Here is a 20,774-nt window from a genome sequence, read left to right as displayed (position 1 = left end):
CGAAAATGTGGAGTGGTAGTTCAGTTGGTTAGAATACCGGCCTGTCACGCCGGGGGTCGCGGGTTCGAGTCCCGTCCACTCCGCCAATTTTCGACAATTTGTAAGTAAAGCTGGAGTGGTAGTTCAGTTGGTTAGAATACCGGCCTGTCACGCCGGGGGTCGCGGGTTCGAGTCCCGTCCACTCCGCCAACGCTTACACAACATATGGTTGTAAAACATATTCTTATTATGGAGTGGTAGTTCAGTTGGTTAGAATACCGGCCTGTCACGCCGGGGGTCGCGGGTTCGAGTCCCGTCCACTCCGCCAATAAGAAAAATAACAGTTTAAATATGCGCTGGAGTGGTAGTTCAGTTGGTTAGAATACCGGCCTGTCACGCCGGGGGTCGCGGGTTCGAGTCCCGTCCACTCCGCCAACTATTTAAATACTGTTATATTACAAAATTTGTATGCTGGAGTGGTAGTTCAGTTGGTTAGAATACCGGCCTGTCACGCCGGGGGTCGCGGGTTCGAGTCCCGTCCACTCCGCCAACAAATTAAGTAATAACAAGTATAATGATATCTCTGCGGAGTGGTAGTTCAGTTGGTTAGAATACCGGCCTGTCACGCCGGGGGTCGCGGGTTCGAGTCCCGTCCACTCCGCCACTTGATATCATGAATAAAATTAGTAAGTGCATTACCCCATGCACATACCACTGCGGAGTGGTAGTTCAGTTGGTTAGAATACCGGCCTGTCACGCCGGGGGTCGCGGGTTCGAGTCCCGTCCACTCCGCCACTTGTTATTTCCTCAATAACAAGTTTATAAAATCCTTGATTAAATAATTCAATAAAAGATTCTTTGGCTATCAGCTATCAGCTATCAGCTATCAGCTATCAGCTATCAGCTAAAAAATCGACTACTTACTGCTAACCTGCTAATATTCCTACTTATTCTTTAATATTCAGCTTTTTATATCTGCATGAATAGCCAAGAATCTAGTCTCACTTTAAAAAAGGAAGCACTAAAATGAGCACATTAGGTCAACAACTAAAGCAGCTGAGAAATAATAAAAAATTGAGCCAACCTGAATTTGCCCAGCAAGTGGGTATATATATCCAAACTTGAAAACGATAAATCAATTCCCTCGAATGAAATATTTAGAGCTTTATTGATAGCATTAGATCTTTCAGTTGATGAGTTTATGAAGCCTCTCATTTCCAGCCATGACAAAGCAAGACTCATACAAATACCCGATGTAGAGCTGTGGTTTAAAAGTAAAGCAGTAAAGAGCTCAGTCGCACAGCGTAAAATTATATACCTCGCTATGTTTTTGATTTCTTTTGGCGGTGCATTATTTTATGCAGGACATAAAAACTATCTGTTCAGTGAACGCTTTTACGAATACAAATCACTGGGTGTAATCAAAAAAGATGAACCTCTGAATATTTATACTCATTGGAGCAATTATATTATTGAGTCAAACCGCGAGAAAAGAGAAGAAAAAGGGTGGGAAATACTAGCCAGAAGGGTACCAAGTTTTAAGTTAATGGATGAGTATGTCGGTGAATCATTTGTCGAAGAGGTTGAGGGAGGTAAACGTGTTTATAATGCAAATGAACTCTCGCGAACCATGCCTCATGCGGGCAATAGTTGGCTTGAGTTTTTAGGCATTTTTGCTGCTGTATTTGGTTTGGCGCTCGCTTTACTGGAACCCAGATTAACCAAGCAATAAAAAAGTAATAAAAAGCCTGCGTACATGAAAACGCAGCAGGCTTTAATATAAATTGGCTTGCAATTACCCTTGTGGGCCAAATAACTCTTTTAAGTAAGTATCTAAAAAGTTTAGGTAGGCGTTGGAGGCGCTGATACGGTTTTCTTTTTTGCTAAAACCGTGTCCTTCATCATCAAATAATACATATTCTACTGGCACACCATTAGCTTTAACCGCAGCAACCAACTCATCGCTTTCAACTTGTAATACGCGTGGATCATTAGCACCTTGTATCACCATTAAAGGCTTAGTGATGTTATCGGCATGAAACAGCGGTGAAATAGCACGGTGACGTTCACCATCGGTGGCAGGATCGCCCATTTCATCGTACAGCGCTTTTTTAAAACTTTCCCACCACGGCGGAATAGAGTTGAGTGTTCTCACCCAGTTAGTAACACCAAAAATATTAATACCCACTTTGAATTCTTCTGGTTCAAAGGCAAGTGCAGCAGCAGTCATAAAGCCGCCGTAGCTTCCACCCATGATGCCAATTTTATCTGCATCGACCCAATCTAAGCTTTGTAAGTGTTTTTTACCGTAGACAATATCTTGCAGATCGTCGGTACCATGCTTTTTATCATCCAAATGGAAGAATGTTTTACCATACCCTGAGCTGCCACGGTTATTGACGGCAAAAATAGCATAGCCATGGTTCACTAAATGTTGTTGCATTGCGCTATAACCCGTTCGGCTTTGCCCACCAGGGCCACCATGCACCCACACAAGCGCAGGCACTTTATTTGTGCTGCTTGCTTGTTTTGGTTTGTATAAAACACCAGGGATCTCTAAACCATCAAAACTTTTAAAGCGCACGATTGTGCTTTCAACTAAGTCGTTTTGGTTAATTTCTTTACTTAGCGTATTTGTAAGCTGTTTTGCTTGATTGCTGCCAACTTGCCACACAAATAAATTACTTGGCGACGTATCTGAGTTTAGATAAAACGCCATGGTTTTTTCATCGCTTGAAAAGTTAACGCTGCGCAAGTTGCCTGCGGGTAATGTAGGCATCGCAATTTCTTTGCCTGTTTGTGTGTCTATCACTGTTACTTTGGTGCTAGCATCGGCATTTACACCACTTACTTGATAGCGGCCCGATTTAGAAAAATAAATAAAACTCACATCCCAATCATCTTTTAATGCAGGGCTATGTTCGCCTGAGGCTAAGTCATAGCGCCAAACTTGTGAAAATTCACCGTTAGCGTCTGTTGAGTAATATAAAGATTTGCTATCGGCTGAGAAGGTTTCAGGACTGTATTGTGCTGGTGCGTCATGCTTTGAAATTAATTGCGGTTTGAGTGACTTTGTATAGGTATCAAGAATAAAGGTATCACTGTCTTTATTAGTGTTATTTTTAGATAGCGCAATATAACGACCATCAGGGCTGATTGCACCCACATCTAAACCAAGGGTGTTTTGATAAACGGGGGTGACTTTATAGGTTTTACTATCAACGCGGTATAAGTCCATAAATTTAGCATTGCGCTGGTTATTGGTGATAAAAAACTGGCTGCCGTCTTCTGTAAATCCTGCAAAACTTGCACGGGTCTCATCACCTGGGGTTAAATTTTTGGTTGTGCCGTCAACTTCACGCACGTATACGTGGTAGCGTTCGTTACCGCCAGAATCTTTGGTAAATAATACCCGATCATCATTAGGAAAATAGCGTACAGGGTAGGTGCTGTCTTCAAAATTTGTTAAACGAGTTTTATCCCCTGTTTTTGCATCGACTTCATACAAGCTGTAAATACCACTTTCATCAGAGCTCACTAATACTTTAGCGCCACTGGGTGAAAAGCTACTGCCCATAATTGAAGTGGTATCAAAGAAGGTTTTAGCGGTATAGGTTTTTACTTGTTGTGTTTGCTTTGTAACCACAGGGGTAGAGGCTGAGTTATTAGACTGACTGCAACCTGCTAATGCAATGGTTACTGCACAGCTAATACAGGCAAGCTTGAGGGCTTTTTTCATAGATACATTCCTTGGTTTATAGTTATAGACTTTTAGTGTTAACCGAACGTTTTTTAAACGCAAGTACTTAGCCTATTTGAGCAGCAATAAAGTGTTATAAACCATGTAGCCCACGAAAATAGAAAACCAGTTATAATTCACTTTCTAAATCAAGGAATTTTTTATGATAGAAGTCATTGGGTTACACAAACAGTTCGCTGAAAACATATTGTACAGTGATTATAGCGTGCAATTTTTAGCACCTAAGACATGTATTGAAGCGCCTAATGGCCAACGACAATAATAGATGGGTTTAATTTTAATGAATTTTTAAATACTCGTTTTGATGCGCTGTCATCAGGTAACCAAAAGAAATGCCAGTTAATTTTAGCGCTTATGCGAGATGCACCGTATTTACTATTAGATGAACCCAGCGCAGCCCTTGATCAAACCAGTATTCAGTATTTACTAAATTTACTTGATGAATATTTAAGATGCCAATCCATTGCTTTATCATAGTGGTTTTGTGCTGTTGTTCGCGCTAAGTACCTTGATGGTACCTTTTAGTTTTACCACTAAAGTAAAGTTGAGGTCACTTACAGGCTTTTGGCTGTTATTTTTTATGCATAATAGCTGGGCTTTGATATGGCGAGGGGCTTTATTTAATCACGCAAATAACTTATTGCTAGTAATAGGGGTTGTTTGGTGTTTATTACAACAGGCCTTAGCGCAAAAAAAACCAGCGCATTATGCGCTGGTTTGGATGATTACAACAGGTGTGTTGCTTGCTTTAATTACTTAATTTACAAAGTGTGATTAAGCAGCGCCAGCCTTGTTGTCTATGCTGTTACGCGCGGCTTTGCCTGCTAAGAGGTCAGCTGGGTCAAAGTCATCAACATTAATGGTATCTAAGCGTGCTTTTTCAACATCAGCCAGCTTGTCAGCTTCGGCTTGGGTTAAGATACCTGCTTCAAGACCCATTTGCGCGACTTTATCAAGCTGGAAGAAAGGCAGTTTAACGCCTTTTTCACGGCATACTTTGTCAAATAATGGCTCAACTGCTAGCACGTCTTTAAGCGTTTGCTCTTGGCGACCCACTAAGTTAAGTGGCTCATTTGTTAAGTATACGTAGCTTGCTAAACGGTCACGTGTTTCGCTAGGTACTTGTAAAATTTGTGCTAATTTATGCTCAAGTTTATCAGTCGGTTTGCGAACTGGACGACCGAACGGGAATAACAATACTTTTAAAACACCACGTAGTGGAGCCGACGGCATGTTATTGATTAAATCAGCAAGTGCACGTTGGCAGTGGTAAAGGTGATCCTGACAGCTCCATTGAACCAATGCAAAATCTTCTTTTTTACGGCCTTCGTCGTTATAACGTTTAAGCGTTGCAGACACTAAATATAGGTAACTTAGTAAATCACCTAACCGTGCTGAAATACGTTCTTTACGTTTTAATGAACCACCAAATACCGCCATGCTGATGTCCGACATCAATGCCAATGATGCACTAAAGCGCGATGCAATTCGATAAAACTCAGCAGTTTCGTCTTTATAAGGCGTGCTGGTAAAACGAGCGCCAGTAAATGCTAACCACTTAGTACGTACTAGGTTAGATATGGTAAAGCCAATGTGGCCCATTAAGGCTTTATCGAATACTGCTAGCGCTTCTTCACGCTCTTCAATATCGCAGGCACCTAATTCAGTTAATACGAATGGATGACAACGGATCGCACCTTGACCATAAATAATCATATTACGGGTTAAGATATTTGCGCCTTCAACAGTAATGGCAATCGGCGCACCTTGATAGCCACGACCTAAGTAGTTATTTGGCCCAAGCATGATGCCTTTACCACCGTGAATATCCATCGCATGGATAGTCGAATCACGCATTTGCTCTGTTAAGTGGTATTTAATAATCGCTGATACTACCGATGGCTTTTCGCCTAAATCCACAGCACCTGTTGACATACTTACCGCTGCATCGGAGCTGTAAGCGTAACCGGCAAGTTTTGCAAGCGACTCTTCAACCCCTTCCATTTGACCAATTGGTAAACGGAACTGACGACGAATACGGCTGTATGAGCCACTTGCAAGAGCGATGGTTTTAATACCGCCTACTGAGTTTGATGGTAGCGTGATTGCACGACCAACCGATAAACACTCAACCAGCATACGCCAGCCTTGGCCAGCCATTTCAGGACCACCAATAATGTAATCAAGCGGTACGAAAATGTCTTTACCACGAGTAGGACCATTCTGAAATGGTACGTTTAGTGGGAAATGACGACGACCAATTTCAACACCTGGCATGTCTGTAGGAATAAGTGCACAAGTAATACCTGGTTCTTTAACATCGCTTAGTAGACCATCTGGATCTTGTAGTTTAAATGCCAGACCAAGTACCGTTGCCACGGGGGCAAGTGTAATGTAACGTTTGTTCCACGTTAGGCTAAGACCAATGACTTCTTTGCCTTCCCACATACCTTTACATACCACACCATAATCTGGAATGGCGCTGGCATCAGAGCCTGCTTCTGGTGAAGTTAAGGCAAAGCATGGGATCTCTTGACCACTAGCAAGACGTGGTAAGTAATGATCTTTTTGTTCTTTTGTACCATAGTGTTGTAACAATTCGCCCGGACCTAATGAGTTAGGTACACCCACAATTGACGAAAGCAGGGTAGATTTACTGGTTAACTTTTGCAGTACACACGATTGTGCAAAGGCAGAAAATTGCAGGCCGCCATATTCTTTTTTAATGATCATGGCAAAGAATTTATTATCTTTTAGGTATTGCCAAACATCTTGTGGTAAATCGGTTAACTCATGAGTTGCCTCCCAGTCGTCCAACATACTACATACCACCTCAACTGGACCATCAATAAAGGCTTGCTCTTCGATTGTCAATTTAGGCATTGGGTATTGGTGTAATTTGTTCCAATCAGGACGGCCGCAAAAAAGATCGGCTTCCCACCACGTAGTACCTGCATCAATAGCTGATTTTTCAGTGTCAGACATGGTAGGGGTTACTTTTTTAAACGCAGCAAAGATTGGTTTTATAATGTATTGCTGGCGAATGCCAGTAACAGACAGCGGTACAGCGATGATTAAAAATATCAACCAGCTAATTGCACCAAAAGCACCCGCAAAGGTACCAATAACAAGTGTTGCGATGGAAACGCCTAGGGCAGTATTCCAGCTCGCTCTATGGTAACTCGCGATGCTAAGCAACACGATTAAACCAAGTGTAAATATGAGAGTCATGTATTCAATCCTTAATAGAGGTCAGACCACCTTTGGTTAGAGTAGCGCTAGAGCGAATAATTATCAAGTGGCTTAGTGAAAATTTCAGAGGTTGCAAATCATACGCTGTATACCTCAGCATACGGATAAGTGAGTGATTCGTCAGTTTGATTTATTTGAGAAAAAATTAAGTCGTGTATTTAGCTGTTTTCTTGCTTGCCTTGCCCTTACTTATGTTTAACAATGCGGCTAAGTTGCAGATTTACTGCTTTTTAAAAAGCAGTATTTTAAAAGTATAAAAATTTTTTAAAGGTTAATTTATTTTATGTGTGAGTTGCTTGGCATGTCCGTTTTTTAGATTTCATTTAGTATTAACTTGTCGTAACTCATCATAAACCCCCGTATTTGCTAGTCTAAAGCTGTTCATTCTGTCTTATTCTGTTATTGTTATCGCATACTAAACTGTGACCAAAACTGTGACCAATGTGGTGGTCACAGTTTCAAACGGCATTATATGAACTTTACAGACAAATCAATTAAGGCACTTAAAGCCAAAGATAAACGCTATGTATTAACCGAGTCAGGTAACTACGGGGAAGGGCGCTTGCAAATACGCGTTAGCGAAACTGGCGCTAAAACGTTTCGCGTGCAATATCATTTAAACGACAAACGTAAAGTAATTGGCCTTGGCAATTACCCCGTAGTCGATCTTAAAACAGCGCGTAGTAAACATGCTGAAATATCAGTATTGCTAAGCAACAATATTGATCCCCAAGAACACCAATTAAAAACCCAAAAGGCAGAGTTCGCATCATCAGCAAAGCGTACAATGTTAGAAATGCTTGATGACTTTAATGTATTCATAAGTACTCGCTGGGCAGAGTCAACAATAGGCCGAACTGAAAAACTAATAAAAAGAAACATCACCCCATTTATAGCAACCGACCTAATGCCCGATGAGTTTACTATTGATATGGCCCGCGACATTATTTACCGCGTATACAACCGTGGAGCAAAAGAGCAATCGCGCCTGGTTCGTAGTACATTAATGAGCATTTTAAAATTCGCCATAGATTTTGATAACTCACCAGAGCAATATAAAAAGCCTAACCTTTACGACATTAAAACTAATTTCATTAGAGACATTAATTTTGAAACGCCAAAAAATAAAGGCGAGCGTTGGTTAAGTGAAGCCGAACTTAAAAAAGTTTGGAATGCTGACGACCTACCTTATTACACCCAACAATATATAAAGCTGGCCTTGTTACTCGGTGGCCAACGGGTAAACGAGGTTTACGGCTCTTACGTAAGTGACTTTGATTTAGAGAATAAAACATTTACCATTCCCGCAAATCGTATCAAAGTAAAACAGCGTGGCGATCACATAGTGCCATTGTGCGATACCGCAATACCAATTATACAAGAGCTAATGCAACAAGCCGGTAAAGCAGGGCAAATGTTCCCGCATCGAGACAACCCAACAGCCACCGCCCACGTATCTACAATAAGAATGGCAATATTACGTTGGTGTGAAAAGAATGAAGTGCCGCCATTTAACCCGCGCGACCTACGCCGAACCTGTAAAACCCTCATGGGTAAAGCGGGTATTGATAAAATAAACCGCGACATACTCCAACAACACAACAAATTTGACGTATCAAGCGTGCACTACGATAGGTACGACTACATGAAAGAAAAACACCAAAGTATAGAAGTATGGGAACAGTTTTTGCTTGATAATATAGGTAAATAAGGATTAATATCCTGTTCATAACCTGTGACTATAATTACTTTATGTAAAGTTATTTTATAATATATTTTTACAAAACTATTGCTAGTAACGAAAGCTTGTGAGACTGTATTATCCGAATAAGACTAGATAAACAACAAAAAGTGAACAATAATTACATTGTACGATTGCTTACCAATAGCGCTGCATGTATAATTGCGCGCTCAAAATAAAAACAAACTTTACAGCATTGGAAAGCAGTTAAATGGATGATGAAATACAGAAATTGTATCAATTGGTTTTTAAGGTAGCCAAGCACTTTTTAGAGCAGTTCGAATTATTTTCAATTCAAGAATTAGCTGAGCACAATGAGCCAACTTATGAAGAAGTTGCCAAACGTGCGAAAAGACTAGCAGAAATTATCTCAGTATTTGCAGAACACGGAGATTGGAACAATGAAAGAGTTGTTCTTAACGCAAAACAAGCCGCTTTATATATGGAAAAGATGGCCCTAGCAATCTCCGAGAATAAAAATGAAGACTTAGCCCAAGCCGCTCAATGTCTTCAGAAAATGGATTTTATTTAATTAAACTATATACAACTTTAATGGAAAGTTGTTATTTCACTACAATGGAGAAGCTTATGAAACTAAATGATCTCGAAATGAAAAAGCTATTAAATGAAGCTTTTGAGTGTGCAAACACAATTGAGAAGTTACTTTCTTCTGTTGATGCAAAATTAGCTGCAAAGTCTAATAAAGCTGCATAGTAGTAAAGAAAGAATATAAAAGCCCGCATTTAGCGGGCTTTTTTAATGTCTGCAATATAATGCCTGTATAAATCCCCAGCTTGTTAAAAACTGAACGCTAACTTAATCTATGTTCTTCAATGAAAAGGGAAGATCATGGACGCAGAACAACAAATTCAAAACGCAATTGATACCAAACAAAAAATAAACGTAATCTACAACGGTGGTAGCATGAGCGGCCAGTCTCGTGTTTTAGGGCCAATAAGTATTAAAGGCAACAAAGTAAGAGCCAAGTGCTATACCACCAACGCTTTAAAAACATTCCTAATGGAACGAATACAAGTCATGGATGAAAATGGCGAACTAACAAAAGATAGATCGTCAGAGGTTAGCCAGCCGCCAAAGGTAGAACCACAGCAAACGTTACTAGACATAAAAAATGCGATAGAACTTCATTTTCCTCATGAACAATGGTTAATTGAATTGACCGAAAGTACAAAAGACCTTTCAATTTACGCACGGTTTAAAAATGGCAACCCCAAAAAACTGCCAGAACTACAAGTCTGTTTTGAAGAATACAGAACAGAGCTAGAAATTGATGAACTAACAGGTGATTATAAAGAAGTCACAATAAAGCGTACTAAAAACTGGGTAGTTCGTCACAAGAAAAAGAAATCAGCCATATCTTATAGCTACCTTAATACCGCCGCTGATCGTTTGTTTACGTGGTGCAAAGAGTTACTGGGCAACCAGAATATAGAATTTAAATTCTTAGAAAGCGCAACCTTAAAGCATTTAAAAACAATGTGGCCAACCGGAGATAAAACCAAAATAAAAAGGGAGTTAGCCGCTTACCCTAGTGTTTATTACAACTCAGCACTAAGCCAAGGAATGTTAAATAACGAGCACTGGTATTTTAGTGTGCCTTACACGTTCAGAGATGCGCTTGATATAAAATATGAGCAGCGAATAAAAGACAAAGAAGGCTCAATGGTTTGGACTCAAGGGCCAATTTTAAAATTCAAGATGGGTGATAATTTCTCTGCCAAAAATAATAACATTACACTCCAAGTACAGTTTGGTGATCAGATGGGCTGGGACAGAGATAAAAGCGAAATGTATCTAGGCAGTATAGTGTTTGACTTGTTTGAACTCATAGATAAAAAATACAATTACAAACAGCGCTACCAATGTAATCAAATGGAGCTTTTAGAGCTGCTAATCAATGGGAATAGTTTAGACAGATTAACTAAGATTTCACGTTCAGCAATAAATATATAAATTAAGCCCGCATTTAGCGGGCTTTAATCACATTCACTTTATTCAGTAACCCATCCCTGTTCAACTGCATGTAATTTAGCTTTATCGGTTAATTGGAAGGTTTCGATGGTAACACCTATTTGGTAATTCAGCATTCGTTGTATGTATTCACTCTCAACTAAGTCATCAATATAAATTTCAGCAAATATTTTTGAGCTACCAAGTAGACGCTGAAGGTCATCAAAGTGAAAACGGGTAGTTCCTTGATTATAAAAAGTTACCATCTCTTTTAGCAGCTCCATTTTCTTGTCTGTTACACTTTCTGCAGGTTTCTCGATTACTGATTCAAATGGGTTATTACCAACAGGTGGTTCTTTAAATAAAGGAGCTTGATGAATTTCACGTAAAAGGTTGTCAAATTGTAATTCATATTCATCTTCACGAGAAAAATTGATATGCAAACGGGTTTGTAAAAATGTTGGTACGTTATGAGTGCCGTTTTGACGAATCAGAGGAATGACTTTATTGTTATCAATATTAGTCATATATTCCGCAGTCATAATCATTTTTTCATATCCAACCCCGCCTAAGCCGCTGTTAGCTTTAGTGACATAGTTGTCAGTACATACCATGATAATACGGTCAGACTCAGCGACGCTTCTTTCCATGAATCCGCCCAGGTCATCACCAAGGCCTACACGAAATTGATCTAAAACTGCATCGACACCAGAATTACGTAAACGTTGCGCCAACTCTAGAACCCATTTTTTATGTGCCTGCGTGTCATGGGAATAAGAAATAAATACTTTAGGGACATTAGCACTCATGATATTTCCTTATAAATGTTTTTATTAAATAGTTTTTAATTTTGAATATAGTTTATTAATAAACTCTTACTACTTTTACTTAAAACGACTTACCTGCAAAAACCACTTTACCCACTAACGTGCAGTTGCCATTAATCGGTATTAGTTGATCAGGCCAGCTAGGGTTGGCGGCTTTTAGGAATTTGTGGCCGCTTTCGATTATTAACTGTTTGAAGGTGGCTTGGTTGTCATCATCTAAACGTGCGACTACGTAGGAACCGTGGATGCAGTCAGCTTCAGGATCTACAAAAATCAAATCACCATCATAAAATTTAGGTTCCATACTCACGCCTTGTACTTTTAGTGCAAAGGTTTGATCACTGCACTTAACTGGGCATAAATACCGTTCGGCATCAAATTCACGTATTTCATTAATGTCTGACCATGCGCCTGCTTGCACCCAGCTGATTAATGGCACAGCCGCTTTAAGTGTTGGGCCCGGTGCAACGTTGCTATTTGTGTTGTCACTAATGCCAAAACGTAAAAACTCAGGAGTGCATTGGAGTGCAGTGGCTAATGCTTCAATGTCACGTGGGTTTTTTGTATCGCCTTTTTCTAATCTTTGTATCGCTGTTTGTGCGATACCTACCAAATCCCCAAGCTGATATTGGGTAAGTCCCAGTTCTTTGCGGCGAATCTTAACTCTTTCTGCAATGCTCATGTTAATTCCTTTTATTTATTTTATAACTTTAAGTGATAATTATAATGCGATTATCAGGGTTTCTGATACCTCCGTCAAATAAGCAAAACTTATATTTTAATAACATAATGTTTTAATTTGCGTTGACAATAACTTTTTTAGATCATAGGATAAGTAAAACTTATATTTTAAGAGGTGTTTATGTCTGCCATTGAAAAAGCAGTTTGCCTAATTGGTGGGCAAACAAAATTAGCTAAGATTTTGGGTACAACCCAAACAGCGGTTTTTTATTGGGTTAACCGCCATTGCCAAGCCCCAGCGAAATACATTCCGCGTATTTCTGAACTAACAAACGGCGAAGTATCGGTAGACGAGTTACTCGCCGATCACCAAAAAACAAACAAGGACGATGCAGCATGAGCCAATTAAACGCAGCCGATCACTACCGCCGCAATGTACGTGGCGAAGTTATCACCATTAACGACCGCTACTTACGCCCAGCCGATGTGGCTGAAAAGTGCGGTATTCACCGTTCGTCTATCTACCGCTTAATGGAACGTGGCGAGTTTCCTAAATCGCACAAAGCATCAAGCGGCCGCGTTGTTTGGGTTGAGGAAGATATTGAAGAGTGGATGCGCCTTGGCGCTGAGAAGTTCCACGAGTTCTACGGCCAACAACAAGCAAACTAGGAGTAATTTTATGACTACTGAAAATACAGCATGTAACTGTTTTACCGATAATTTAGAGCGCGTTAAAAATCATTTAATTGCGCAGGGAACAATACCTGAAGGCGCTAAAGATGTTGAATTTAAATGGCGTGATCAGACTTTTTCTCTAAGCGGCGGTGATAGAGCGCCTGTTAATCCAAGAGTTGAGTTTGAATTTAGGGCGCCAAAAAAGGGCGGTGGACACGCTAAAAATTTGCGCAAAGATAATGTAAGCATTTATGCAAACTACTGCTGTTACTGCGGTAGAAAGTACGGAAAATAACTAGGAGCAAGGCAATGCACCAGTACACTGAATTTTGTAGAAAAACACTGTTTAAACACAAAACACTTGCTGAGCAAGCTAGGTATTTGCTGGGCTGTAAAATTACAACCAGAAAAGCAGTGCAGGGTTTAGAGCCATGCTTGCAAGCGGTTGTAAGTGACTTTCAATTACCCGTGTATAGCCAAGGCGATGAAAAACAAACAATTCAAAAAGCGGTGCTTTGGTTAAAAGAACACGCAAGCACTGAGCAGGAGATATAACCATGGCAAATGCACTCGTTAAACAAACCAATAGCGCACAATCCTCACCATTAAAAGCGGTTGAAGGTCGCCACATACCAAAAGGGCTTGCTGAAATAAAGGCGCTAATGAGCGATAGAACACGCACACCAGGTTACGTGTTTAATGCTGTTTTAAATGACCAGCAAAGAAAAATAGTGTGTATTGCTGCGGGGCTAAAGCAGCGTCATGTAGAAATGAGTTTTTATAAATTTAATATCCAAGAGCGTGATGCAGTGCGCAAAGGCATTTTAGCATTGCAAAATATTGTGGCTGCTTTTACTGACGCAAACGTGTTAGCTCGCGAAAACTTCGAAAGAACCCCGCCCAAGTTTGATGTTGTTCCGCAATTGGTTGAACAGTCAAAAACAGATGCGCAAGCAAATTAAGGATTGATCATGAGCTCAACTAATCGCGGAACCCAGCGCAATGCAGATGATTACTACGTAACACCGCATTGGCTAATTGAAGATTTTTTAGCAGCATTTGCTGAAAATAATATTTTGGTTTGTTCACCAGATGAAAACCCAAGAGTACTAGATCCGAGCGCTGGCGGTTGTGATAAATACCCAATGAGCTATCCAACCGTTTTAGAAGAACACGGCTTTAATGTTACTAGCTGGGATATTCGTGCTGACTCACGCGCTGATGTAATTAACTTTGATTTTTTAGGAACTGTGGTGTTAAACCATCATTACGACATGATCATCACAAACCCACCATTTAAATTAGCGGAAGAATTTACCGAACATGCATTAAGCATGGTTCGTGACGGCGGTTTAGTCATTATGCTGCAACGCCTTAATTGGTTAGGTAGCCAGAAACGCAAACCCATGTGGCAAAAACTGCCATTAGCAGCTGTTTATGTTCACAGCAAACGCCCGGGCTTTGACCCTGAAAAACCAAGCAAAACCGATTCTACAGAATACGCCCACTTTGTATTTTGCAAAGGCTACCCATTAGCCGCTGAACTTTTCGTAATTTAACCCCAAAGGAATACTAAAAATGACCACTATCAAAGACCAAGATCACTCTAAAAATCAGCAATTACTACGCAATATCGTTTTACATGCTGTAGACCAAGCCAATTTTACTATTAAAAATTTAGCCAAGCGCCCAACGGTTGCCATGCTGATGGAATGCGAAAACTGCTTAACTGACTTTATGCCAGTGGTGCAAATGATTGCCGTTGATCATATTGAATACGCGCCAGTGTACGACCAAATGGCAACAGCACTTGATGCCGCGCAAATTCACGGCGAACCAGTGTTAATCGAGCTTAATTAATAGATGGCTTACCCTAAACCGCTCGATCTTGACGCCCTTAACCTATCGACCATAGCTAAGGGCTTAATTTCGTCTATCAATGATATTGACGACTTTAATTACCTTGCTAGCAACTTGGAAAAAGTACCTGTGTCGCTGCAAAGTCGCCTGGCCCGTAAATACATTGATCGTTACACCGAGAAAAAAGCGGGGAGTCAGTTCCGCGCTAATACATGGATGCGCCGTACTATTACGCGTTTAAAGCCACGTTTTGGTGTGCTACTCAGTATTACTCACAATATGCCATTGCCATGGCATATTCTAAGTAGTATTGAAAAAACCAAAAAACATGCAGGCACCCTTGCATTAGAGTGCGTTGAAAAAGCACTAGATGTAAGCGAACAAAACCAGCATTTACCGTATGAAAAAATAGTACGCCTTACCTACGAAGGTGTTGCAGCCTATGCCAAACAGTTTGGTGTAAATGTTCCGTTTTACGACATGCGTGAAGATGACTTACCGCCAGCGTGCTTTGAAATTGCCTTGCTTAAAATGCAATGCGACAAGTGGTGGGCTCGCCAGTTAAAAACCCTGCGTAAACAGTTTTTAGAGCTGCTTGAAATTGCCACCGGCCAAGTGGGTAAAGACCTTTACTACGATAAAAAAAGCAAAAAGCCTAAACGCCGTGGTATTAGCCCGTATTCGTCAAAGCAAGCGCAGCGTGAGTTTAGCTTTGCTCAAGCCAGTGGCCGTCAGTTTTTAGAAATGATGGAATTACAAAGCAGTGACGGCGATGTAATTGACCTGATTGAAGCCGTAAAAAGCGGCATGGCAAACCCTGCTAACCGCCGTAACGAATTAATGCTCCGCATTCGTGAGACTGAAGAACTAGCCGACGAAATGGGTTATGTTGCCATGTTTTACACCATTACATGCCCGGCACGTTTTCATGCCAATGCAAGTACGTGGGATGGTTCAACCCCTAAAGATGCACAAAATTATTTAACTACAACATGGGCGCGTGCTCGGTCTAAGCTTAATCGCCGCGGCCTTAAATACTTTGGTGTGCGCGTAGTTGAGCCACACGCCGACGGTTGCCCGCATTGGCACATGATGCTATTCATGCCAAAAAACAAGCTGCAAGAAATCAACGCTATTTTGCGTTGGTACTTTATCCAAGAAGACAAAACCGAGCTTTACGATCGTTATGGCCCAGAGCTTACCCGCGCCAAAGTATTCAACAAATTTGTAGATATAAACACCCACGGCACGCACATAAAAACCGTTGAGGCCTGTGTTAAATATCGCGCTAATACTGAGAAAGCCCACTTATTTAAACTGTACAAACAAAAGCGCAGCGAGTGGGGCTTTGCTAAAAAGAAAGCCAACGAAGTCGCTATACAGCGCAACAAAGAAGAAGCCGAAAAAGCCAAAGCCGAGAAAAGAGAACCTAAAAAGTTTAAGGCGAAAAACCACAAAGCGCCTAGCAAATTTTACCGCACATTCAGCCCACGTTTTGACGCTGTAAAGCTCGACAAAAGCAAGGGTAGTGCGGCCGCGTACATCGCTAAATACATCAGTAAAAATATTGATGGTTATATGCTGACCGATCACGTAGACGCTGACACAGGCGAAAACCTGCAAGAGCAAGCCAACCCCGTTTTAGCGTGGGCGAGTACGTGGAATATTAGGCAATTTCAGTTCCAAGGTTCGCCAAGCGTCACCGTTTACCGAGAATTGCGACGCATGCGCACCGCTGTAAAAGACGAAGTAATAGAGCCTATTCGCCATGCTGCCGATACCGCCAACTGGAAAGACTACGTAAAACTACAGGGCGGCATGTGTATTGGCCGCGCCGCTAACTTTAAATCAATGTACGAAGATACGCCCATGGGTAACGACTACGCCGAAGTAGTACGCCGCATTAAAGGTGTTGTGACCAACATTGATTACAAAGCCGTGCTTACACGTTTGTTTAACAACGTGCATAACGTAACGGATGCAACCAGCTTAAAAACGCGCCTTATCGAATGGACCAGACAACTCAAGGGCACAGCCGAAAAACTCGCAGCTAAGGCTAGCACCAACGTCGGCGCAGCCGACCTATCTTGGTCTAGTGGTAATAACTGTACGCCTATAGCCGTGGGCTCTAGCGCGGAGTTAATACTCGATATGGTGGGGTGTGATGAAAAACAGATCACAGAGGTTAAAAAGGATCTAAATAGCGGCAAGAGGATCGCCAGAGACGGGCAAATTTACCAAATTAAAAACGGTCAACTTCATGTTTTAGACGAAACCGCACAAATAAAACACAACAAGCACCTCGCTATTGAATACCGAGCAAAAACACTCGCCCAAAAATCGGCAAGCTGGCACGTAACAGATGATCACTGGCAGCAAGCGCGTGAACTTGTGGACCTTGCTTATCAATACGCCCAGCTAGACGGGCGCGAAACCCTTAATGCAACGCGCAATGAACTCGGCGAGTTCCATTACGGCGAGAATAAAAAAGGCCTGATCACCATTGGCGATTGGGACTTAGCAATTTTAGTAAACAACGGCAGCGCATCAGCAATCAGCGATAACGACTGGTGGGCACTGGATTTAATGGCGTAGGAGCAACGATATGAGCAAATTAACTGATCACGACATTTCATTGATTATTGAGTTACGAAAAACACTAAGCATCAATGTAATTGCTGACAAGTTTGATGTGAGCGAAGCAACAATAAGATACCACTTGAGCGCATCAAATCAGCATAAAAAGCAGAGCTTAGAAATTTTAAACGCAGTTAAATCGGATATAGCAAAAGGCATTAAAACAAGCGCTGCATGTAAAAAAAACAATATATCGACCATCAGATATCAGCAGCTAAATAAAAGCTTAAACACACGCCGTGGGGTAGCAATATGATTCAAATTTCAAAAGTCGGTATGCCAATGGCCTGCATTAGTTGCCAAGCGTTTTGCCCAAAGGGTTATGCAGAGGATCAGCACAGCCCGTTTATTAGTAGGTTTGGTTTGCCAAAGCCAAGAACCCAATACGGCCAGTGCGGTAAAACCAATAACAGCGTATTCGCAACCGAAATTTGCACCGGCTACCAGCAAGAACCAAACGCCAACGTATTTGCAGTAACTAACAGACCACAACCAAAACAACAGGAGCAATGATCATGAGCTGCACATGCACATGTAACGCAAAAAACGTATACACAGCCCGCAAAGGCAAAGTGTACAAAAGCGATTTTATTAAAGAAACACTACAAGGCTATCGGGTTAAAAATGGGATTAAAGTTTACGAGCACGTTGTATGTAAACAAAAGTTGCGCACCGGTTGGCAATTTGAATGCCAAAAGCCGTTTTACACAGAGTGTTCATTCTTAAATGAACATGAAGCAATTGAATATGCTAATAAGCAGATTCTATGCATGGAGACTTACTACAAGGCAGAGTTGCAAAAAATCACTGCGCTAAAGGCTCAAATTTCAAACCGAACAGCATAAAGGTGACATTATGAATACTCACTCAGCAGCAGAAAAAATGCTATCAACAGGGCTCTTTTACAACGACCTATTACTAGGCCGTGAGTTTGGTTGCTCAGCAAAACACGGTGCCCGTTGCATTAAAAACATATGCGCCGACCCCCGTTACCAAGTAGTGATAGAGCAAAACCCAATTAAACGGGTAAAAGTAACCGCCATCGATGGCCGAACAATGACTATTGATAAATTACAAAACACCGCGTTGTTATTTAAACGACCAAGTTTATTAATTGGGGCGCAAGCATGAAGCCAACAGTAAAACGCCGCAACTGGATTTATCATTCAGTTGTTAAACCAAAGAAAGAATCAGATTAGCTGCAGCACAGCCATTTTTAACTATGAAGTACTATCACTCGAGTACAGACAAATTTAACTATGCCACCTGGTCGCATAGTTAAATTTAACTGTGTTGGCCACAATAGATAAATTTAGCTATGCCAGCTGCTAAGGAATACAAATGACAAATAAATCAGAACACGAAAGCTATTTAGGCGCCAAAGGTGGTAGCGGTGTTTATCAAGCAATTATTAATGTAATGGCTCCGCATGAATTTTACGGCGAACTATTCTTAGGTACTGGTGTTGTATTCAAAAAGAAAGCGCCGGCTAAATATAACGTGGTGATTGATAAGTCACAAACCATGCTAGACAAATTTAACTATGTGGTACCAGAAAACAAAATTTGCGGCTGTGCCATAGAGTACTTAGAAAACTTTAAGCCATTTTGCAAAACACAGCTTTATCTTGATCCGCCATACATGCCAGAAACCCGAACCAGTAACGCCCGTTATGAACACGAAATGACAGAGGCCGATCACCAGCGTTTACTAACAGCAGCAAAACAGCAAAACCCAGATGACGTTAAAATTATAATATCGGGTTACGCCAACTCACTTTATAACGAAATGCTAAAAGATTGGTGGCGCAAAGACTTTCAAGCCATGACACGCGGCGGCGTTCGTACTGAAACAATATGGCTTAACTACCAACCAGGTGACGTGCATTATCATACCTATGCGGGTGATAATTTTACCGATCGTCAGCGTATACAGCGAAAAGCCCAGCGCTGGGCAAATAACTATAAAGCGTTACCACCAGGCGAACGGCAAACAATCATGGCCGCGCTATTGAGTATTGAATAATATTTGCCAAACCCTAAAAGTGGTACTAACTTTAAAAGTGACTATTTTATAGTTAAAAACTTCAAATCCTAAAAAAGGCTGACATCGGATGTCGGCCTTTTTTATGCCTGAAATTTAACGGGGAATTACAGCCCAATTAATTCGAGCTGTTGTTCGCGTGGTAGGTTTTTAATCAGTGCAGCGGCAAGTTGTGCGGTAGATTTGCAAGGCGGGTTTAAGTAGTGATCAAACGATTGGGTAATACGGAACGTAGCCCCGCACTCTTTGGTGTTAGTACACGAGCAATATAAATTAACCACATGGGCGCTTTGCTTTTCACGTGATGTGATCGTCGCTTTAGCTTCGCAATTTGGACAAGTAACCCGCGCCATAATAACCACCAATCGTTAATAAAATACACTGTCATTATATACAGTGGTTGCGCGTATGCCAAATAACCATTTACCTATTAGCTGAGAACCAAAGAGCTCCAAAATTCACTCCTCCTCGCCTTCCGCTTTCGTGCAAAAAATGCGTCAAATTGACAACCGCAGTGACACACTATTAATCACCAGCACGCCCAGTAAAAGGATCTGTGAGAGATTTTAAAAAGATCGCATTGTCAAAAAGTGACAATGTTTGACAATAAAGTGACAACAAAAAGATCAAATAGCTGGCGATTTACCTAATATTGAAATATCATTAATTTATTATCAGTTAAGTGATAAATTAATTATGAAATATTTGCATAAAGGCTCACAAAGCCAAGAGCGGTTAGATGCACTTTTATCGTTTGGTAAAAGTACCAGTGAAGATATAAAAGCGGCACTCAGTGATTACTTAGTTCGTGGCATTAGCAAAACCAATGCAGCAACGCTTAATGGTGTGCAAGGACCAAATTTAACAAGGGCACTTAAGCGTCTTGAAGTTGTTGCAGGTAAAATTGAAGAGGTTAAAGAGCTAGATTGGTCTAGTAGACTTGGTTAATTAAAAAAGCTACCTTGTTGTGCCTATTACTTTGCATTAGAAAAGGATTGAGCAATGTTAGATTTTATTAAGCACGTTTTAAATGAAGCAGGTTTAGATGAGCAGGCTGAGCCAACTAGAACATCGGTTATGACATATCACTTTAGGTCCAGAGATGAAGATATTCACGTTAATTTTAATTTAATCATAGATGATATTTATTTAGAGTTAACAGAAGAAGATGAAGAGGCATTTCGTGAATTTAGAAGCAAGCAAATATTTAATGAAAAGCTAGAGAATCTTGAGTCGAGTATAAATAAGGCGGTTAAATTATATATGGCAAAAGCAGAATTAACCAAAGGAAACCAGCAGGGCTCAACATTCAGATTAACAATTGATTTGAAACTAGAAGAAGTTTAAA

26 protein-coding genes, 7 tRNA genes and 1 pseudogene are annotated in these 20,774 nt (G+C 40.9%); 29 read left to right on the top strand and 5 right to left on the bottom strand.

The features are described 5' to 3' along the window. Positions 1 to 9: 9 nt before the first annotated feature. From HHO47_RS06530 to HHO47_RS06490, 9 genes are all read left to right on the top strand, one after another. Positions 10 to 86 (top strand) — tRNA-Asp (locus HHO47_RS06530). A 26-nt stretch (positions 87 to 112) separates the two neighbouring features. Next, positions 113 to 189, top strand: a tRNA-Asp gene (locus HHO47_RS06525). Between the two features lie 41 nt (positions 190 to 230). Further along, positions 231 to 307, top strand: a tRNA-Asp gene (locus HHO47_RS06520). A gap of 30 nt (positions 308 to 337) precedes the next feature. Continuing rightward, a tRNA-Asp gene (locus tag HHO47_RS06515) sits at positions 338 to 414 on the top strand. A gap of 38 nt (positions 415 to 452) precedes the next feature. Further along, positions 453 to 529 (top strand) — tRNA-Asp (locus HHO47_RS06510). Between the two features lie 37 nt (positions 530 to 566). Beyond that, positions 567 to 643, top strand: a tRNA-Asp gene (locus tag HHO47_RS06505). 54 nt (positions 644 to 697) lie between these two features. After that, positions 698 to 774: transfer RNA gene (locus HHO47_RS06500), tRNA-Asp, on the top strand. 231 nt (positions 775 to 1,005) lie between these two features. After that, positions 1,006 to 1,104, top strand: coding sequence for a helix-turn-helix domain-containing protein (locus HHO47_RS06495; RefSeq protein ID WP_169019562.1), 99 nt, complete (start codon positions 1,006 to 1,008; stop codon positions 1,102 to 1,104). 43 nt (positions 1,105 to 1,147) lie between these two features. Then, positions 1,148 to 1,711, top strand: a complete 564-nt coding sequence (locus tag HHO47_RS06490) for a transcriptional regulator (protein WP_248290937.1) — start codon at positions 1,148 to 1,150, stop codon at positions 1,709 to 1,711. Between the two features lie 63 nt (positions 1,712 to 1,774). Here the strand turns inward: HHO47_RS06490 and HHO47_RS06485 are convergent, their stop codons facing one another. Further along, the gene (locus HHO47_RS06485) at positions 1,775 to 3,718 is read right to left on the bottom strand and encodes a S9 family peptidase (RefSeq protein WP_169019561.1); all 1,944 of its coding nucleotides are present in this window, start codon (positions 3,716 to 3,718) and stop codon (positions 1,775 to 1,777) included. Positions 3,719 to 3,881: 163 nt separating this feature from the next. Here HHO47_RS06485 and HHO47_RS19630 point away from each other — a divergent pair. Further along, positions 3,882 to 4,189, top strand: a pseudogene (locus HHO47_RS19630) (ATP-binding cassette domain-containing protein); the annotation flags it as partial. A gap of 324 nt (positions 4,190 to 4,513) precedes the next feature. Here HHO47_RS19630 and fadE read toward each other — a convergent pair. Next, positions 4,514 to 6,970 carry an acyl-CoA dehydrogenase FadE gene (gene fadE / locus HHO47_RS06475; RefSeq protein WP_169019560.1) on the bottom strand — a complete coding sequence of 819 codons (2,457 nt, stop codon included), beginning with the start codon at positions 6,968 to 6,970 and terminating at the stop codon, positions 4,514 to 4,516. Positions 6,971 to 7,463: 493 nt separating this feature from the next. On the opposite strand from fadE, the gene HHO47_RS06470 reads away from it, so the two are divergent. The 4 genes from HHO47_RS06470 (at position 7,464) to HHO47_RS06460 (ending at position 10,706) form a co-directional block, all read left to right on the top strand. Further along, complete coding sequence (locus tag HHO47_RS06470) at positions 7,464 to 8,702, top strand: tyrosine-type recombinase/integrase (protein ID WP_169019559.1); 1,239 nt, start codon at positions 7,464 to 7,466, stop codon at positions 8,700 to 8,702. A gap of 241 nt (positions 8,703 to 8,943) precedes the next feature. Then, positions 8,944 to 9,264, top strand: coding sequence for a hypothetical protein (locus HHO47_RS06465; protein ID WP_169019558.1), 321 nt, complete (start codon positions 8,944 to 8,946; stop codon positions 9,262 to 9,264). Positions 9,265 to 9,320: 56 nt separating this feature from the next. Beyond that, complete coding sequence (locus tag HHO47_RS19545) at positions 9,321 to 9,446, top strand: hypothetical protein (protein WP_272452446.1); 126 nt, start codon at positions 9,321 to 9,323, stop codon at positions 9,444 to 9,446. 135 nt (positions 9,447 to 9,581) lie between these two features. Continuing rightward, a complete protein-coding gene (locus HHO47_RS06460) occupies positions 9,582 to 10,706 on the top strand; it encodes a hypothetical protein (protein WP_169019557.1) in 1,125 nt (374 codons plus the stop codon). A gap of 38 nt (positions 10,707 to 10,744) precedes the next feature. Here HHO47_RS06460 and HHO47_RS06455 read toward each other — a convergent pair whose 3' ends face one another. After that, positions 10,745 to 11,512 (bottom strand): toll/interleukin-1 receptor domain-containing protein, encoded by a 768-nt coding sequence (locus tag HHO47_RS06455; protein WP_169019556.1) that lies wholly within the window; start codon positions 11,510 to 11,512, stop codon positions 10,745 to 10,747. A 79-nt stretch (positions 11,513 to 11,591) separates the two neighbouring features. Beyond that, positions 11,592 to 12,212 carry a LexA family protein gene (locus HHO47_RS06450; protein WP_169019555.1) on the bottom strand — a complete coding sequence of 207 codons (621 nt, stop codon included), beginning with the start codon at positions 12,210 to 12,212 and terminating at the stop codon, positions 11,592 to 11,594. 180 nt (positions 12,213 to 12,392) lie between these two features. On the opposite strand from HHO47_RS06450, the gene HHO47_RS06445 reads away from it, so the two are divergent. The 13 genes from HHO47_RS06445 (at position 12,393) to HHO47_RS06385 (ending at position 19,408) form a co-directional block, all read left to right on the top strand. Beyond that, positions 12,393 to 12,611, top strand: a complete 219-nt coding sequence (locus HHO47_RS06445; RefSeq protein ID WP_169019554.1) for a YdaS family helix-turn-helix protein — start codon at positions 12,393 to 12,395, stop codon at positions 12,609 to 12,611. Further along, positions 12,608 to 12,880 (top strand): helix-turn-helix transcriptional regulator, encoded by a 273-nt coding sequence (locus HHO47_RS06440; RefSeq protein WP_169019553.1) that lies wholly within the window; start codon positions 12,608 to 12,610, stop codon positions 12,878 to 12,880. The genes HHO47_RS06445 and HHO47_RS06440 overlap by 4 nt, the downstream gene beginning before the upstream one ends. A 10-nt stretch (positions 12,881 to 12,890) precedes the next feature. After that, positions 12,891 to 13,181 carry a hypothetical protein gene (locus HHO47_RS06435; protein WP_169019552.1) on the top strand — a complete coding sequence of 97 codons (291 nt, stop codon included), beginning with the start codon at positions 12,891 to 12,893 and terminating at the stop codon, positions 13,179 to 13,181. Positions 13,182 to 13,195: 14 nt separating this feature from the next. Beyond that, entirely contained in the window at positions 13,196 to 13,441 is a 246-nt protein-coding gene (locus tag HHO47_RS06430) for a hypothetical protein (RefSeq protein WP_169019551.1), read from the top strand. A 2-nt stretch (positions 13,442 to 13,443) separates the two neighbouring features. After that, positions 13,444 to 13,848 (top strand): hypothetical protein, encoded by a 405-nt coding sequence (locus tag HHO47_RS06425; protein ID WP_169019550.1) that lies wholly within the window; start codon positions 13,444 to 13,446, stop codon positions 13,846 to 13,848. Between the two features lie 9 nt (positions 13,849 to 13,857). Continuing rightward, positions 13,858 to 14,445, top strand: coding sequence for an SAM-dependent methyltransferase (locus tag HHO47_RS06420; protein ID WP_169019549.1), 588 nt, complete (start codon positions 13,858 to 13,860; stop codon positions 14,443 to 14,445). A 19-nt stretch (positions 14,446 to 14,464) separates the two neighbouring features. Further along, positions 14,465 to 14,746 carry a hypothetical protein gene (locus HHO47_RS06415; protein WP_169019548.1) on the top strand — a complete coding sequence of 94 codons (282 nt, stop codon included), beginning with the start codon at positions 14,465 to 14,467 and terminating at the stop codon, positions 14,744 to 14,746. Between the two features lie 3 nt (positions 14,747 to 14,749). Further along, on the top strand, positions 14,750 to 17,341 hold the full coding sequence (locus tag HHO47_RS06410) for a replication endonuclease (RefSeq protein WP_169019547.1): 2,592 nt from the start codon (positions 14,750 to 14,752) through the stop codon (positions 17,339 to 17,341). A gap of 10 nt (positions 17,342 to 17,351) precedes the next feature. Further along, the gene (locus HHO47_RS06405) at positions 17,352 to 17,639 is read left to right on the top strand and encodes a hypothetical protein (protein ID WP_169019546.1); all 288 of its coding nucleotides are present in this window, start codon (positions 17,352 to 17,354) and stop codon (positions 17,637 to 17,639) included. Continuing rightward, positions 17,636 to 17,896, top strand: a complete 261-nt coding sequence (locus HHO47_RS06400; protein WP_169019545.1) for a hypothetical protein — start codon at positions 17,636 to 17,638, stop codon at positions 17,894 to 17,896. Before HHO47_RS06405 ends, HHO47_RS06400 begins: the two co-directional genes overlap by 4 nt. A 2-nt stretch (positions 17,897 to 17,898) precedes the next feature. Next, positions 17,899 to 18,228 carry a hypothetical protein gene (locus tag HHO47_RS06395; protein WP_169019544.1) on the top strand — a complete coding sequence of 110 codons (330 nt, stop codon included), beginning with the start codon at positions 17,899 to 17,901 and terminating at the stop codon, positions 18,226 to 18,228. A gap of 10 nt (positions 18,229 to 18,238) precedes the next feature. Continuing rightward, on the top strand, positions 18,239 to 18,514 hold the full coding sequence (locus HHO47_RS06390) for a hypothetical protein (RefSeq protein WP_169019543.1): 276 nt from the start codon (positions 18,239 to 18,241) through the stop codon (positions 18,512 to 18,514). A gap of 210 nt (positions 18,515 to 18,724) precedes the next feature. Next, on the top strand, positions 18,725 to 19,408 hold the full coding sequence (locus HHO47_RS06385; RefSeq protein ID WP_169019542.1) for a DNA adenine methylase: 684 nt from the start codon (positions 18,725 to 18,727) through the stop codon (positions 19,406 to 19,408). A 125-nt stretch (positions 19,409 to 19,533) separates the two neighbouring features. Here the strand turns inward: HHO47_RS06385 and HHO47_RS06380 are convergent, their stop codons facing one another. Further along, entirely contained in the window at positions 19,534 to 19,779 is a 246-nt protein-coding gene (locus HHO47_RS06380; RefSeq protein ID WP_169019541.1) for an ogr/Delta-like zinc finger family protein, read from the bottom strand. A 343-nt stretch (positions 19,780 to 20,122) separates the two neighbouring features. Between HHO47_RS06380 and HHO47_RS06375 the strand changes: the two genes are divergently transcribed. Both HHO47_RS06375 and HHO47_RS06370 read left to right on the top strand, forming a co-directional pair. After that, a complete protein-coding gene (locus HHO47_RS06375) occupies positions 20,123 to 20,374 on the top strand; it encodes a hypothetical protein (RefSeq protein ID WP_169019540.1) in 252 nt (83 codons plus the stop codon). A gap of 54 nt (positions 20,375 to 20,428) precedes the next feature. Beyond that, complete coding sequence (locus HHO47_RS06370; RefSeq protein ID WP_169019539.1) at positions 20,429 to 20,773, top strand: hypothetical protein; 345 nt, start codon at positions 20,429 to 20,431, stop codon at positions 20,771 to 20,773. Position 20,774 lies beyond the last annotated feature (1 nt).

This window comes from Pseudoalteromonas arctica (assembly GCF_012927645.1).
Classification (GTDB): Bacteria; Pseudomonadota; Gammaproteobacteria; order Enterobacterales; family Alteromonadaceae; genus Pseudoalteromonas; species Pseudoalteromonas arctica_A.
This window is presented reverse-complemented; position numbering and strand designations above follow the sequence as displayed.